The sequence below is a fragment of the Kribbella sp. NPDC056951 genome (assembly GCF_042674205.1).
Taxonomy (GTDB): Bacteria; Actinomycetota; Actinomycetes; order Propionibacteriales; family Kribbellaceae; genus Kribbella; species Kribbella yunnanensis.
In genome coordinates this window covers 1,204,362-1,217,494 of the sequence record NZ_JBHUQZ010000001.1, presented here as the reverse complement: position 1 = coordinate 1,217,494, position 13,133 = coordinate 1,204,362, and the positions used below count along the sequence as shown (strand labels likewise).

Below are 13,133 nucleotides of genomic sequence, written 5' to 3'. Positions count from 1 at the left end.
ACTCTGGCCATGCAACATCCCGCGCCTGCCCTGCGTGCAGTCAGATGGGAGGTGCTGGATGGAGGGGCCTGAGTTCGATGACTGGGTTGCGCAGCGGGGTGCGGCCTTGTTGCGGTTTGCGTACTTGGTGACGCGGGACCACAGTCGCGCGGAAGAAGCCGTGCAGGATGCGCTGATCTCGGCGTACCCGCGTTGGAAGCGGATCAGCCGCGACGGCGATCCGGAAGCCTATGTACGGCGTTCGATCGTGAACGCCGATATCTCGCGCTGGCGGAAGTTCTTCCGCCGGGAGACGGTCTCGGAAGAGGCGGTGGTTGGCAGCGCCCCGGATCACGCGGTTGCGCACGCCGACGCCGACGCGATCTGGGCGCTGTGCGCGACCCTCCCCACCAAGCAACGAGCAGCCGTGGTGCTCCGGTACTACGAAGACCTACCCGACGGCGACATCGCAGTCATCCTCGACTGCTCACCCGCCACAGTCCGCTCCCAGATCCACCGCGCGCTGGCCACCCTGCGCGCCACTGTCTCCGAGGAGGTCGACAACTGATGGACGCATCCGAGCAGCGCATTGCAGACAGCCTGACCAGGCACGCCGCCGACGCCCCGTCGGACCACGACCTCCTGGCGACGGTCCACACCCGCCTCCGCCGCCGCCGTACCGGCCGAGTGGTCGGCGCCGCCGTACTGGTGGTCGTGGCCATCGCTGCCGGCCTCAGTGTCACCCAGTCACTCCGCACCGAGCCGCCGCCCGCACCACAGCCCCTACCGGCGCCGGTCCAGGTCGGCCCCGCGGCTCCGGGCTGGCGGTGGGAGTCGTACAAGACCGCGCAGGTCCAGGTCCCGGTGGCGTGGGAGGACTACATCACCGGCCCGGCCCCTTGCCGGTTCATGCGGACCGGCGTGCCGCTGATCGGCCGGTTCTCCGAATGGCTACCGCGCGACCACTACACCTGCGACTTCCCTGTGTACCCCCTCAAGAGTCGGCAGCCGTACGTGTGGTTCGACGACGCCCAGGAGCCAGGGATCAAGCAGTACGACGGCGGCTGGTCCGAGGAGACGCGGGTCGTCGGCGGCACCAAGGTGACGGTGCTGGCGCCGAACGAGGCACAGCGACGGCGGATCATCGACACCGCCCGGCCGATCGGGGCAACCGACGCCTACGGCTGCACCCCGATCGACAGCGGCACCCCCACCGAGATGCGCACCGAACCGGCCACCGGCGCCGAGATCTGCGAGTACGTCAGTGGCTCCCTGATCGCATCCTCGCGAGTCCCGGGCAGACTGGCCGCCCAACTCGGCAAAGCGCTACTGAAGGATCTCGCCAAGCCGTCGGCGCCACCGGCCGAAGGCTGCCAGAACCGTGATCCACGCACCTACGTCGTGAAGCTGCACTCCGGGGCGAGGTCGTGGACGATGCGCCTGGTCTACGACAACTGCGCCCCGGGGTACCCGGACAGCACGAACATCCTCCGGACCGGACCACACGACGACTACGATCCGAGCAGCCTGCACGACCCGCCCTTCAAGATCGTTCCTCCTCAGCGTTAGTCAGTTCGTGCGGTAGACGCGGACGTAATCGACGTCGAAGGAGTTCGGGAAGCGGGTGGTGGCGTCGGGCGGGCCGCCGCGGTCGGCGTTCGCCCACGTTCCGCTGTTCAGTACGACGTACATGGCCTTGCTCGGTACTTGCGAGCCGGTGAGCGTGTAGGTCGGCTTGCCGTCGGTGTAGAAGGTGAGTTGGCCGGGCTTCCACAGGACGCCGTACTTGTGCCACCCCGTGGTTGGCGCGGTGCCGGCAGTCCACTTGCTGTCCCAGCGGACGTCCGGCCAGGTGCCGGAGGCCAGGCCGGTGTGCATGCTCGGCATGCCGGCGAACCACTCCGCCACGTCGATCTCCGGCGGCCAGCTGCGGTCCTGCGGGATCAGCCAGAAGGCCGGCCACAAGCCCTTGCCGGCCGGGAACTTCGCGCAGATCTCCCAGTAGCCGTAGGACTGGAAGAACTTGTCGTGCGACGAGATAAAGCCTTCTGTGTACTGGTAGGTGCCGGCGGGGTCGGTACCGGTGACCGGCTTGTTGTTGGCGACCAGCCGCAACAGGCCGCCCTGCAGGACGATGTTCTCGTCGACGGCATAACTCCCGTACGACGAGTTGTGGTAGTGACCGCCCGCCCGGCCGGGGAAGTCCATCACCGTGCTCCATCGACGGGTGTCCAGGGACCTGCCGCCGAACTCGTCACGCCAGGTCAGTGGCAGCCCTCGGGCCGGTGGCGAGGTCGCCGTCGAACAAGTCGCGCCGTACCGGGCGGTGCCGGTGGCCGCTGGCGTGTCAGTTGCTGACGGCAACCGAGTCGGCGTGGCCGCCGCGCTGAGTGAGCCGGCCGCGAGCAGTAGACCGGCCACGCCGATCGACCAGGTGCGCAGTCGTGTTCCCATCTGGTGCCTCCTCATCCCTTGATTCCCGAAGTCGCGAAACCGCTGACGAAACGGCGCTGCATCACCATGAACAGGACGAGCACCGGCAGCACGTACAGGACGGCGCCGGCCGCGACGAGGTTGTTCATCGGCAGGCCCTTGTCGTTGACGTAACCGGTGGCCATCGCCACGGCGAGGGTCGTGCTGTCCTGGTTCAGGAACATCGCCGGCCCGACGAAGTCACCCCAGGCATGGGTGAAGGAGAGGATCACACTGGCCGCGATCACCGGCCAGGACTGCGGCAGGAAGATCCGCCAGAAGATCCCGACGTACCCGCAGCCGTCGACGATCGCGGCCTCCTCCATCTCCCGCGGGATACCGGCGAAGAACTGCCGGAACAGGAAGATCAGGAACGCGCTGCCGCCGAGCCCCCAGGCCACCCACGGCCAGTAGGTGTTGACCAGGTGCAGCTTCGCGAAGATCAGGTACGTCGGAACCAGCGTGACGATCCCCGGCAGCATCATCGTCGCCAGCAGTACGACGAACAGCTGCTTCTTGCCCGGCGCGGTCAGCCGGGCGAAACCGAACCCGACCCAGGCCGAGCTCAGCGTCGTCAGCGTGGTGGAGATGAACGCGATGGTCAGCGAGTTCCGCGCGGCGCCGAGGAAGTTCACGCTGTTGACCGCCTCGGTGTAGTTCTCGAACCGCGGTGCGGACGGCCACCAGGTCGGCGGGAACGACGCCATCTCGGCCGGCGACTTCAACGAGCTCGACACCAGCCAGAAGATCGGGCTGATCAGCACGAGGACGACGGCCAGCGCCGTGATGGACAGTGCCCACCGGTAGGTCCGGGTCATTTCGTCCCCTCCGGCTCGACGGTGTAGAAGACGGTCCGGGCGCTCACCTTGATGATCAGCAGCGTGACGAGCAGGATCACCGCAAACAGCATCCACAGCATCGCCGACGCATAGCCGAACCGGGACGCGCTGAAGTACTGCGCGAACACGTGGATCATGTACATGTAGTTGCCCTGGGGAACCGTCCCGGCGCCGCTCAGCGAGCCCGACGACAGCAGCAACGGCGCGAACGACTGCAGTGAGCCGATCACTCCGGTGATCACCTGGAAGAGGATCACCGGGGACAGCAGTGGGACGGTGATCCGCGTGAAGGACTTCCAGGGCGACGCCCCGTCGACCCTTGCCGCTTCGAGCAGTTCCCGCGGGATGTCCTGCAACCCCGCCAGCGAGATGATCATCGATCCGCCGCACCCCCACAACACCAGCGCATACAGGACGTAGCGGGCATTCGGATCCACCAGCCAGGTGATCGGATTCGCGCCGACAGTGCTCAGGATGCCGTTCGCCGCCCCGGCATCCCGGTCGAAGATCAGCCGGAACGTCAACGCGGCGCCCACCGGCGGGACCACGGCCGGCAGGTAGATCAGCGCCCGGTACAGCCCTCTCGCCCGGATCGGCTGGTTCACCAGCACCGCGAGCAGCAGGCCGGCGAAGATCGACAGCGGTACGGTGATGAGCGCGAACACACCGGTCTTGCCCAGTGAGCTCAGCGTCAGCGGGTCGTTGAAGATCTCGACGTAGTTCTCGAACCCGACGAAGTGGGTCTTGGGCGACAGACCGTCGGAGTCGGTCAGGCTGAGCCAGAACGCATAGCCGAGGGGGAACACGGTCAGCGCGACGAACCCGATGACCCAGGGCGCGACGAACAGGTAGAACGTTCGCGCCTTCCGGTACGACGATCTCACCGCAAGCGCTTCTTTCCATCCGCGAGTTGCGCGTTGATCTGGCCGTTCAGGCTGTCGGCGAATTGCGCCGGCGAGACGGTCCCCTTGATCGCCTTGGGCAGTTCCCGGCTGATCACGCCGTCGATCGCGTCCAGTCGCACGTACGGCGTGAAGGTCATCACCGAGAAGTACTTCTGCTCGGCCATCTGGACCTGGTACGCCTCCTTCTGGAACGGCTGCGTCTGCGGCATCAGTTTCTGCAGCGACTTGAGCGGCGGGATGCCCCAGCCGCCGGCCGCGCGGGTCTTGGCGGGGTCACCGGCGAGGAACCACTCCATCACCTGCCAGGCGGCGTCCTTGTTCTTGCCGGCCTTCGGCATCCACAGCCCGGTGGCGCCGTAGCAGGGACTGATCCGATGCTCGGTGCCGAACTGCGGCGCCGGCAGCAGGTGGGCGAGTTTCGCGTTCTTCGCGTCGCTGCCGAACAGGCCGCCGAACCAGTAGCCGTCGGTCGCGATCGCCATCCGGCCGGCCTGGAAGGTCGGACCGTCCCACCCGTTCGGATCGGGATTCAGCACGGTCGGACCGATCCCGGCCTTGGCGTAGTCGAGGTACCAGGTGATCGCGCGCAGCGCCTCCGGACTGGTCAGGTCGACGGACGCGAGGTCGTCGGCGAGCACCTTGCCGCCGGCCGAGGCCGTCATCCCGCAGAGCGTGATGAACACACTCAGACCGTTCGCGTTCAGCCCGTACGCGCTCACCTTGGCGCCCTGGCGTCTGGTCAGCCGCTTGCCGAGGTCGAGCAGCTCGTCGAACGACAACGGCTCGGCGGACGTAGGATGCGCGACCTTGGCCGCGTCGAACAGCGCCGAGTTGTACCAGAGCATGGCGTCCTGCGAGTAGTCCTTCGCGAACCCGTACCGCGGTCCGGTGCCCTGCTTCTGACCGTCGAACCGCCACAGGTCGTTCACCGGGTCGATGTCGTCGGCTTTGATCAGCGTGCTCTTCGCGAAGTACGGATCGAGGTCCTCGGCCACTTGGCGGGCGGCCAGGTAGGCGGTGTCGGTCGCGCCCATCCCGCGGACCACGTCCGGTGGGTTGCCGCTGGCAAGCATCGCGGTCAGTTTGGTCAGGTCGTACTCGACCGTCTTCACCGTGATGCCGAGCGCCTGCCCGGCCGCCTTGGCCTCCTTCGGGCCGAACTCGCCCGCCTGGGACATCACCGTCACGACCCCTTGCTTGGCGGCCGAGCCGGACGCACCGGTGACCGGGGTCTTCGTGGAGGACGCCGGCGCGCAACCGACCGCCAGTGCGCTGCCCGCGGCCGCACCGCTCAGGGCCAGGAATCGGCGGCGGGACAGCCCTGGGTTCGCTGTGGTCATGACCAACCTCTCAGTCTGAAATCTGTGGATCGAAGAGCCGGCAGACCGGGCCGGAGGAGGGGCCAGCCCGGTCTGCGAGGACTTCGCTGTCGTCTTCGGGGCGGTAGCCCAGCTCGTGCCGGGCCGAGCTGATGTCCCAGTGGGCGCGAGTGTTCGCGGAGACGCCGAAGTGCACGCCGTACCGCTCGGTGGATCGCAGGGCCGCGAGCACGAGCCGGCCGGCGTCGTCGTCGGACAGCCACTGGCCGAGGTAACGCCGCTCGGTCAGCGGCCAGCCGGTCAGGCCGAGCCGCAGACAGGTGACGGAGGCGCCGGTCCGCTCCGCAGCGGTCCTGCCCAGTGCCTCGAGCACGACCTTGCCGAGCCCGTACGGACAGCACGGGCGCGGATCGAGCCGTGGATCGACAGGCCAGTGCGTGGGCCGGTTGTACTCCCCCATGACGTGCAGCGAGCTGGCCAGCACCAGCTTCGGTACGGCGTGTGCCGCCGCGGCCTCGAGGACGACCTGAGTCGTGCGCACGTTGGCGGCGTACACGCTGTCCCAGGTCTGCCACGGGCTGCTGTTCGCCGCCAGGTGCAGGATCGCGTCGGCTCCCGCAAACGCCCGGTACGCCGCATCGGGATCGCCGATGTCGGCCTGGACCACGTCGTCGTGCGGATGGGTCGGCCTGGCTCGGTCGACCAGGCGGAGCCGGTAGTGCTTGCGCAACCACGGCCGCAGCACCGTCGCCACACGCCCCAGCCCGCCGGTGACCACCACCAGCGGCATCCGGTCGTCCCTCGCTGCGTCCATGCGAAATTGTTCGAGCATCTCGCGATCTGTGTCAAGAGTGTGAACACAGAATGTCAGTTTTGTTGACGCCGCTCCGCCGTTTCGTCGATAATCGACCTCGTGGCTACGAAGGACACGGGATCACTGCGAGCGCTGCGGCGTACCAACTCCGAGCGGATGCTGTCCGCCCTGATGGAGCACGGGGCGCTGCACCGGGCCGAGCTGGCGCGCATCTGCGGCCTGTCCCGGACGACCGTGTCGACGATCGTGGCCGACCTGATCACCGGCGGCGTGGTGATCGAGGTGGTCGGCGACCAGGTGGCCAGCGCCGGCATCGACGCGTCGGAGGTGGACGGGCGGGCGCGCGGTTTCCTGCAGGCCAACCCCCGCGCGGGAACGGCCGGCGGCCTGGACTTCACCCTCGAACGCGTCTGGTGCCATCTGACCGACCTGTCCGGTGCGACGGTCGCCAGCCAGGGCGCAACCGCGGCTCGGGACACCCCCTGGCAGGAGCGGCTCACCGCCGGTCTCGCGCTGCTCGACGAGCTGCTCACTCAAGCAGGGCTCGATCGGGACAGCCTGGTCGGCGTCGCGATCGGTGTCCCCGGTCCGATCGACCTGCAGACCGGCGTGGTCGGTCCGTCGCTGCCCGGGCAGGCCTGGGCCGGGGTCAATGTCGCGGCCGAGTTCGCGCGGCATCTCGACGTACCGGTGCTGGTGGAGAACAACACCCGTCTGGAGGCGGTCGCGGAGTTCACCTGGGGAGCTGGGCGGGCGGCGCGCGACGTGCTGTACCTCGGGCTGTCCACCGGGATCGGATCGGGATTACTTGTCGACGGCAACCTTCATCTGGGTGGCGCGCGCGGTGGTGGCGGCGAGATCGGCCACTTGTCGGCGGATTCGGGCGGTGCGCCCTGTCCCTGCGGGAATCGCGGCTGTCTGGTGCAGTTCGCGTCGTTGAACGCCGTGCTCGCCGCGCTGGCGCCGGTGCTCGGCGAGGACGCCGGGCTGGACGAGTTGCTCGCGGCCGCTGCGGACGGCCAACCGGAGACGGTGGAGGTGCTGCGTACCGCCGGAGAGATGACCGGGCGGGTCCTGGCGAACATCTGCAACCTGCTCAACCCGGAGCGGATCATCGTCGGCGGTGAGCTCGCCCGGGCCGGCGAGCTGGTGCTCGAGCCGATCCGGGCCACCCTGCGCCGGACCGCGATGGCGCTCACCCGTGATGTCGAGGTCGTCGCCGCTGAGCTCGACCTGGGCGCTCGAGCCGGCGCATCCGGGGCGGCCGCCCTGGTGCTGCGCCAGACCGATCAGCTGGTCTCCGCTCTCTTGGCAACTCCGGATCAACAAACAGCGGGTGAGGCAGTGTGAAGATCGTCGGGTACGAGACCTTCTTGGTGGCACCGCGGTGGCAGTTCCTGCGGATCGACACCGACGAAGGGATCAGCGGCTGGGGCGAGCCGATCGTCGAGGGGCGTGCGGAGGCCGTCCAGGGTGCGGTGACGGCCTTGATGGAGTACCTCGTCGGCCAGGATCCGTTGCGGATCGAGGAGCACTGGCAGGTGATGGCGAAGGGCGGCTTCTATCGGGGCGGGCCGGTGCTGTCGAGTGCGCTGGCGGGAATCGACCAGGCGTTGTGGGACATCAAAGGCAGGTACCACGAGGTCCCGGTGCATGAGCTGCTCGGTGGTCCGGTGCGTGAGCGGGTGCGCGTCTACACCTGGGTGCACGGCCGCGACAACGCTCAGCTCGTCGAGGACGCTCAGGCCAAGGTGGCCAAGGGGTTCACCGCCATCAAGCTCAACCTGTCCGAGGCGCTGCCGCCGATTCCGTCACCCGCGCAGTTGCACGCGGCGGTGAGTCGTGTCGAGGCGCTGCGGGCGGCGTTGGGCGACGGGATCGACATCGCTCTCGATTTCCACGGGCGATTCAGTACGGCGGCCACGCGCCAGATCCTGCCGTTGCTCGAGCCGCTGTTGCCGATGTTCGTCGAGGAGCCGTTGCTGCCCGAGTTCGCGCGGGACCTGCGCCGGGTCACCGAGTCGACCAGCATCCCGATCGCGACCGGTGAGCGGCTCTACTCCCGGTGGGATTTCCGCGATGTGTTGCCGACCGGTATCGCGGTCGCCCAGCCGGACATCTCGCACGCGGGCGGGATCTCCGAGGTGCGCCGGATCGCCGCAATGGCCGAGGCGTACGACGTGGCCGTCGCGCCGCACTGTCCGCTGGGTCCGATCACGCTCGCCGCGAGTCTGCAGATCGACCTGGCCATCCCGAACTTCCTCATCCAGGAGCAGAGCCTCGGCATCGAGTACGGCGGCGGCAACGCGCTGCTCGACTATCTGGTGGACCCCAACGTGTTCGCGTTCACGGATGGACACGTCGAGCGGCCCACGGGACCCGGACTCGGCATCGAGGTCAACGAAGAGGTAGTCCGAGCCGCCGCCGCGGAAGGCCACAGTTGGCGCTCGCCGGTGCTGAGGCACGCCGACGGCTCATTCGCCGAGTGGTGAGCGCGGTCGCGGAGTGGCGAGCGCGCGGCGCTCACATCACCTGGGCGGCATCCGGAGGGCGCCGTCCAGGCGGATGACTTCGCCGTTGAGGAGTTGGTTGTCGAGGATGTGGGCGACGAGGGCGGCGTACTCCGACGGGCGGCCGAGACGCGACGGGTGCGGGACCTGCTGCTCCAGGACCTGGCGGGTCTCCTCCGGGAGGCCGGCAAGCATGGGGGTTTCCATGGTTCCGGGGGCAACGGTGACGACGCGGATGCCCTTGTCGGCAAGGTCTCGGGCGGCGGTCAGGGTGAGGCCGACGATGCCGCCCTTGCTGGCTGCGTACGCCGCTTGGCCGACCTGACCGTCGTACGCGGCAATCGAGGCGGTCATCACGACGACACCGCGGTCGCCGTCGTCGGTGGGGTCGAGCGCGATCATTCGCTCGGCGGCCAGGCGGAGGACGTTGAAGGTGCCGATCAGGTTGACCTCGATGACCTGGCGGAAGGTTGCCAGCGGCAACGGTCCCTTGCGGCCGACGACGCGGCCGGGCGTGGCGATACCGGCGCACGTGACGACGACACGGAGGTTGCCGAGGTCGGCGGCGGCGTCGAGGGCGGCGGTCACCGCGGCCTCGTCGGTCACGTCGGCCGGCGCGAAGACCACGCGGTCGCCGAGCTCGTCGGCGACCGCCTTGCCGGCTGACGACGGGAGGTCGACGATGACTACCCCGAGCCCGTCCGCGGCCAACCGCCGTACCGTCGCTTCACCGAGGCCGGAACCGCCGCCGGTGACGAGGGCGACATCGGACGGACTGAACTTCATGAAACGCTCCTCAGCAGGTCGCGGCTGATGACGAGCCGCTGGATCTGGTTGGTGCCTTCGAAGATCTGGGTCACCTTCGCCTCGCGCATGTAGCGCTCGGCCGGGAACTCCCGCGTGTAACCGTAGCCGCCGAGGACCTGGACGGCGTCGGTCGTAACCTTCATCGCGGCGTCGGTGCAGACCAGCTTGGCGATCGCGGCCTGCTGGGTGAACGGGCGGCCGAGGTCGCGGCGGCGCGCGGCCTGCAGGTACGTCGCTCGGCCGGACTCGACCGCGGCGGCCATGTCGGCGAGCAGGAACTGGACGCCCTGGAAGTCCGCGATCGCGTGCCCGAACTGCTGACGCTCCTTCGCGTACGACGCCGCGACCTCGAGCGCGGCCTGAGCCAGCCCGATCGCGGTCGCCGCGATCCCGAGCCGGCCGGAGTCGAGGGCGGACAGGGCGATTCGCATGCCGTCGCCCTCGGCGCCGATCAGGTTCTCGGCCGGGATCCGGACCTGGTCGAAGTTGACCAGGGTCGTCGTCGAACCGGTCAGACCCATCTTGCGCTCGGGCGCGCCGAAGCTCAGTCCTTCGGCCGGCGCGGGCACGTGGAAGGCGGAAATACCGTGCTTCGGGTCGGCCGACGTACGGGCGAAGGTCGTGTAGAAGTCGGCGTGCGAACCGTGGGTGATCCAGGACTTGGTCCCGGTGAGCACGTAGGAGTCGCCGTCGCGGACCGCCTTGGTCGTCATCCCGCTGATGTCGGAACCGGCCTGCGGCTCGGACAGCGCATAGGCGCCGAGCAGCTCGCCGCCGACCATGCCGGGCAGGAGCCGCTGCTTCTGCTCGTCGGTCCCGAAGTTGGCCATCGCGTAGCTGGTCATCGTGTGCACGGAGACGCCGACCCCGACCGACATCCAGGCGGACGCGATCTCCTCGAGCATCTGCAGGTAGACCTCGTACGGCTGCTCGGCGCCGCCGTACTGCTCCGGGTAGGGCAGGCCGAGCAGTCCGGCCTTGCCGAGCGTGCGGAACGCGTCCCGCGGGAACGACTCGGCCTCCTCCGCCTTGGCGGCGTACGGCGCGAGCTCGTGCTCACACAGGTCGCGGACGAGCGCGAGCAAGTCAGTGGATTCTTCGGTCGGCAACAGGCGATCGACGCTCATCAGGCACCCCTCCCCGGGTCTGCTGAAATGATACCAGGAACGATACTAGCGGCCATACTTCAGTATCGTTCTATGCTGTCTCGTTATGACGACAGTCGTGCCGGGGCGCCGCACTCGCAGGCAGAGCGAACTGCTCGACCGCCTCCTGTCCCTGTTCCTCGAACAGGGCTTCAGCCGGTTCACCCTGGACGACCTCGCCGCCGAGCTGCGCTGCAGCAAGACGACCCTGTACGCGCTCGCGCCGAGCAAGGAACAGCTCGCCGTCGAGGTGGTCAAGCACTACTTCAAGAACGCCACCGCCCAGGTCGAGTCCGCGGTCGCCCGGCAAACCCGGCACGACCGCCGGATCGCGGCGTACCTGAACGCCGTCGCCGACGCACTCCGCCCGGCCAGCCGGACGTTCCTGGACGACGTCGCGACGTTCGCGCCGGCCCGCTCGGTCTACGAGCGGAACACGCGGATCGCGGCCGATCGGGTGCGGACGCTGATCGAGGACGGGATCAACAGCAAGACCTTCCGGCAGGTCGACATCGCGTTCGCCGCCGAGATGATCGCGCACACCATGCAGGCCATCCAGCGCGGCGACATCGCCCGCCGTACCGGTCTGAACGACGCCGAGGCCTACCGGGAGTTGGCGTCGTTCGTGCTGCATTCTCTCCGCTTGGATTGAGCCAGTAGGTTCTGCGCATGGAACTCAGGCTGGGGCCGTTGCTGCGGTACGTCGATGAGACGCGGGCGACCGTCTGGGTGGAGACCTCCTCGCCGTGTGTGGTGGAGGTGCTCGGGCATACCGCGCAGACATGGTCGGTGCATGGGCATCACTACGCGCTGGTGGTGATCGAAGGACTGTCGCCGGACAGCTCGACGCCGTACGACGTTCGGCTGGATGGCACGCCGGTCTGGCCGCTCGACGGGTTTGCGCCCAGTGTGATCCGGACTCCGCGGGCGGACGGTACCTTCCGGATGACGTTCGGGTCGTGCCGGCGGTCGGCGCCGTTCTCCTCCGAGGCTTTCGAGCGGTTCGGCCCGGATGCATTGGTAGCGCTGGCTGGTGTTGAGGAGTTGCCGGACGCGCTACTGCTGCTCGGGGACCAGGTGTATGCCGACGAGCCATCGGATGCCGTCCGGCAACGGCTGCGGGATGCGCACGGCGGGCGGCAGGGGTCCGAGGTGGCCGACGAGATCGGGAACTTCGAGGAGTACACCTGGCTGTACGACGACGCGTGGCTGAACCCGGCGGTGCGCTGGCTGTTCTCGACCGTGCCGCTGTGCATGCTGCTCGACGACCACGACCTGCGCGACGACTGGAACACCTCGCTGACCTGGCGTCGCTGGGTCACCGCGCAACCGTGGTGGCGGGACCGCGTGGTCGGCGCCTACGCGTCGTACTGGGTCTATCAGCACCTGGGGAACCTGTCGCCGGAGCAGCTCGAGCAGGACGCGACGTACCGGGCCATGCTGACACTCACCGATGACGAGGAGCGGTCGGCGTACCTGGACAGTTTTGCGTGGGCTGCGGACGACGACCCGGCCTCGACGCGCTGGAGCTTCTATCGCGACTTCGGTACGGCGGCGCGCGGGGTGCGGCTGGTGGCGATCGACTCGCGGTGTTCGCGGCATCTGGAACCGGGTGAGCGAGCCATGGTCGACGCGCACGAGTGGGCGTGGGTGCGGAAGGTGGTGCTGGAGGCAGGGCGGCCGATTCACCATCTGCTGCTGGCATCGACGCTGCCGTTCCTCCTGGCGCCAGGGCTGCATCACTTGGAGGGCTGGGATGAGGCGATCTCGTCTGGCGCGTGGGGACGTCGGGGCGCGCTGCTGGGTGAGCGGATTCGACAGGGGATGGATCTGGAGCACTGGGCGTCGTTCCGGAAGTCGTTCGACGATGTGACGTCGCTGTTGAGTGCAGTGGTGAGTGGTGAAGATCCGCCGGCGTCGATTCTGATGCTGTCGGGTGACGTGCATTGCAGCTACATCGCGGAGGCTTCACTGCGGGAGGTCGAGCATCCGGGGACGGCGATCCGACAGTTGACGATGTCGCCGTTCCGGAATCCGGTGCCTAAGCATGTGCGGTGGGCGAATCATTTGCTGGATGCGCGGTGGATGACGTGGTTGCTGCATCGGCTCGCGCGGTCGGCCGGCGTACGGGATGTTGCGGCGGACTGGCGGCTCGCGCATGGGCCGTGGTTCGAGAACGGGGCGATGACGGTGACGTTGTCTGGGGAGAGTTGGGCGGTTGAGGTGTCGCACGCCTCGCTTGCTGGTGACGAACAGCTACTGTCGCGCACTCTGGGTTACCCTCTGTCCAGCGTTTGAGTCCGGTTGTTGCCACTCCGGTTGGGTGAGCCCCTCGTCATGGGA

The 13,133-nt window shown here is 68.2% G+C and carries 13 protein-coding genes; 6 read left to right on the top strand and 7 right to left on the bottom strand.

What is annotated here, in order from left to right:
- The first annotated feature begins 58 nt into the window (after positions 1–58).
- Entirely contained in the window at positions 59–547 is a 489-nt protein-coding gene (locus ACFTSF_RS05755; protein ID WP_344159719.1) for a SigE family RNA polymerase sigma factor, read from the top strand.
- Complete coding sequence (locus ACFTSF_RS05750; RefSeq protein ID WP_380152679.1) at positions 547–1,548, top strand: hypothetical protein; 1,002 nt, start codon at positions 547–549, stop codon at positions 1,546–1,548. The genes ACFTSF_RS05755 and ACFTSF_RS05750 overlap by 1 nt, the downstream gene beginning before the upstream one ends.
- Here ACFTSF_RS05750 and ACFTSF_RS05745 read toward each other — a convergent pair whose 3' ends face one another.
- Genes ACFTSF_RS05745 through ACFTSF_RS05725 form a run of 5 tightly spaced genes read right to left on the bottom strand, consistent with a single transcriptional unit; the run spans position 1,549 to position 6,328 of the window.
- A complete protein-coding gene (locus ACFTSF_RS05745) occupies positions 1,549–2,433 on the bottom strand; it encodes a family 16 glycosylhydrolase (RefSeq protein WP_380152678.1) in 885 nt (294 codons plus the stop codon).
- Between the two features lie 11 nt (positions 2,434–2,444).
- On the bottom strand, positions 2,445–3,269 hold the full coding sequence (locus ACFTSF_RS05740; protein ID WP_344159710.1) for a carbohydrate ABC transporter permease: 825 nt from the start codon (positions 3,267–3,269) through the stop codon (positions 2,445–2,447).
- Complete coding sequence (locus tag ACFTSF_RS05735) at positions 3,266–4,174, bottom strand: carbohydrate ABC transporter permease (RefSeq protein ID WP_380152677.1); 909 nt, start codon at positions 4,172–4,174, stop codon at positions 3,266–3,268. Before ACFTSF_RS05735 ends, ACFTSF_RS05740 begins: the two co-directional genes overlap by 4 nt.
- Positions 4,171–5,535, bottom strand: a complete 1,365-nt coding sequence (locus ACFTSF_RS05730; protein WP_380152676.1) for an extracellular solute-binding protein — start codon at positions 5,533–5,535, stop codon at positions 4,171–4,173. Before ACFTSF_RS05730 ends, ACFTSF_RS05735 begins: the two co-directional genes overlap by 4 nt.
- A 10-nt stretch (positions 5,536–5,545) precedes the next feature.
- Positions 5,546–6,328, bottom strand: coding sequence for an NAD-dependent epimerase/dehydratase family protein (locus tag ACFTSF_RS05725; RefSeq protein WP_380152675.1), 783 nt, complete (start codon positions 6,326–6,328; stop codon positions 5,546–5,548).
- Positions 6,329–6,427: 99 nt separating this feature from the next.
- Between ACFTSF_RS05725 and ACFTSF_RS05720 the strand changes: the two genes are divergently transcribed.
- Positions 6,428–7,678 carry an ROK family protein gene (locus ACFTSF_RS05720; RefSeq protein ID WP_380152674.1) on the top strand — a complete coding sequence of 417 codons (1,251 nt, stop codon included), beginning with the start codon at positions 6,428–6,430 and terminating at the stop codon, positions 7,676–7,678.
- On the top strand, positions 7,675–8,820 hold the full coding sequence (gene dgoD / locus ACFTSF_RS05715; protein ID WP_380152673.1) for a galactonate dehydratase: 1,146 nt from the start codon (positions 7,675–7,677) through the stop codon (positions 8,818–8,820). Before ACFTSF_RS05720 ends, dgoD begins: the two co-directional genes overlap by 4 nt.
- Before the next feature lie 36 nt (positions 8,821–8,856).
- On the opposite strand, the gene ACFTSF_RS05710 is transcribed toward dgoD, so the two are convergent.
- Together ACFTSF_RS05710 and ACFTSF_RS05705 are read right to left on the bottom strand one after the other, a co-directional pair.
- Positions 8,857–9,624 carry an SDR family NAD(P)-dependent oxidoreductase gene (locus ACFTSF_RS05710; RefSeq protein WP_380152672.1) on the bottom strand — a complete coding sequence of 256 codons (768 nt, stop codon included), beginning with the start codon at positions 9,622–9,624 and terminating at the stop codon, positions 8,857–8,859.
- A complete protein-coding gene (locus ACFTSF_RS05705; protein ID WP_380152671.1) occupies positions 9,621–10,772 on the bottom strand; it encodes an acyl-CoA dehydrogenase family protein in 1,152 nt (383 codons plus the stop codon). Before ACFTSF_RS05705 ends, ACFTSF_RS05710 begins: the two co-directional genes overlap by 4 nt.
- Positions 10,773–10,857: 85 nt before the next feature.
- Here ACFTSF_RS05705 and ACFTSF_RS05700 point away from each other — a divergent pair, with 85 nt between their 5' ends.
- Positions 10,858–11,442, top strand: a complete 585-nt coding sequence (locus tag ACFTSF_RS05700) for a TetR/AcrR family transcriptional regulator (protein WP_132409194.1) — start codon at positions 10,858–10,860, stop codon at positions 11,440–11,442.
- A 17-nt stretch (positions 11,443–11,459) separates the two neighbouring features.
- Positions 11,460–13,088: an alkaline phosphatase D family protein gene (locus ACFTSF_RS05695; protein ID WP_380152670.1), complete on the top strand. Its 1,629-nt coding sequence runs from the start codon at positions 11,460–11,462 to the stop codon at positions 13,086–13,088.
- Positions 13,089–13,133: the final 45 nt, after the last annotated feature.

What these genes read in the sequence shown, in the direction of transcription:
- ACFTSF_RS05755 (WP_344159719.1), top strand. Translation starts at nt 59, where the DNA reads ATGGAGGGGCCTGAGTTCGATGACTGGGTTGCGCAGCGGGGTGCGGCC.
- ACFTSF_RS05750 (WP_380152679.1), top strand. Translation starts at nt 547, where the DNA reads ATGGACGCATCCGAGCAGCGCATTGCAGACAGCCTGACCAGGCACGCC.
- ACFTSF_RS05745 (WP_380152678.1), bottom strand. Translation starts at nt 2,433, where the DNA reads ATGGGAACACGACTGCGCACCTGGTCGATCGGCGTGGCCGGTCTACTG.
- ACFTSF_RS05740 (WP_344159710.1), bottom strand. Translation starts at nt 3,269, where the DNA reads ATGACCCGGACCTACCGGTGGGCACTGTCCATCACGGCGCTGGCCGTC.
- ACFTSF_RS05730 (WP_380152676.1), bottom strand. Translation starts at nt 5,535, where the DNA reads ATGACCACAGCGAACCCAGGGCTGTCCCGCCGCCGATTCCTGGCCCTG.
- ACFTSF_RS05725 (WP_380152675.1), bottom strand. Translation starts at nt 6,328, where the DNA reads ATGGACGCAGCGAGGGACGACCGGATGCCGCTGGTGGTGGTCACCGGC.
- ACFTSF_RS05710 (WP_380152672.1), bottom strand. Translation starts at nt 9,624, where the DNA reads ATGAAGTTCAGTCCGTCCGATGTCGCCCTCGTCACCGGCGGCGGTTCC.
- ACFTSF_RS05705 (WP_380152671.1), bottom strand. Translation starts at nt 10,772, where the DNA reads ATGAGCGTCGATCGCCTGTTGCCGACCGAAGAATCCACTGACTTGCTC.
- ACFTSF_RS05700 (WP_132409194.1), top strand. Translation starts at nt 10,858, where the DNA reads ATGACGACAGTCGTGCCGGGGCGCCGCACTCGCAGGCAGAGCGAACTG.
- ACFTSF_RS05695 (WP_380152670.1), top strand. Translation starts at nt 11,460, where the DNA reads ATGGAACTCAGGCTGGGGCCGTTGCTGCGGTACGTCGATGAGACGCGG.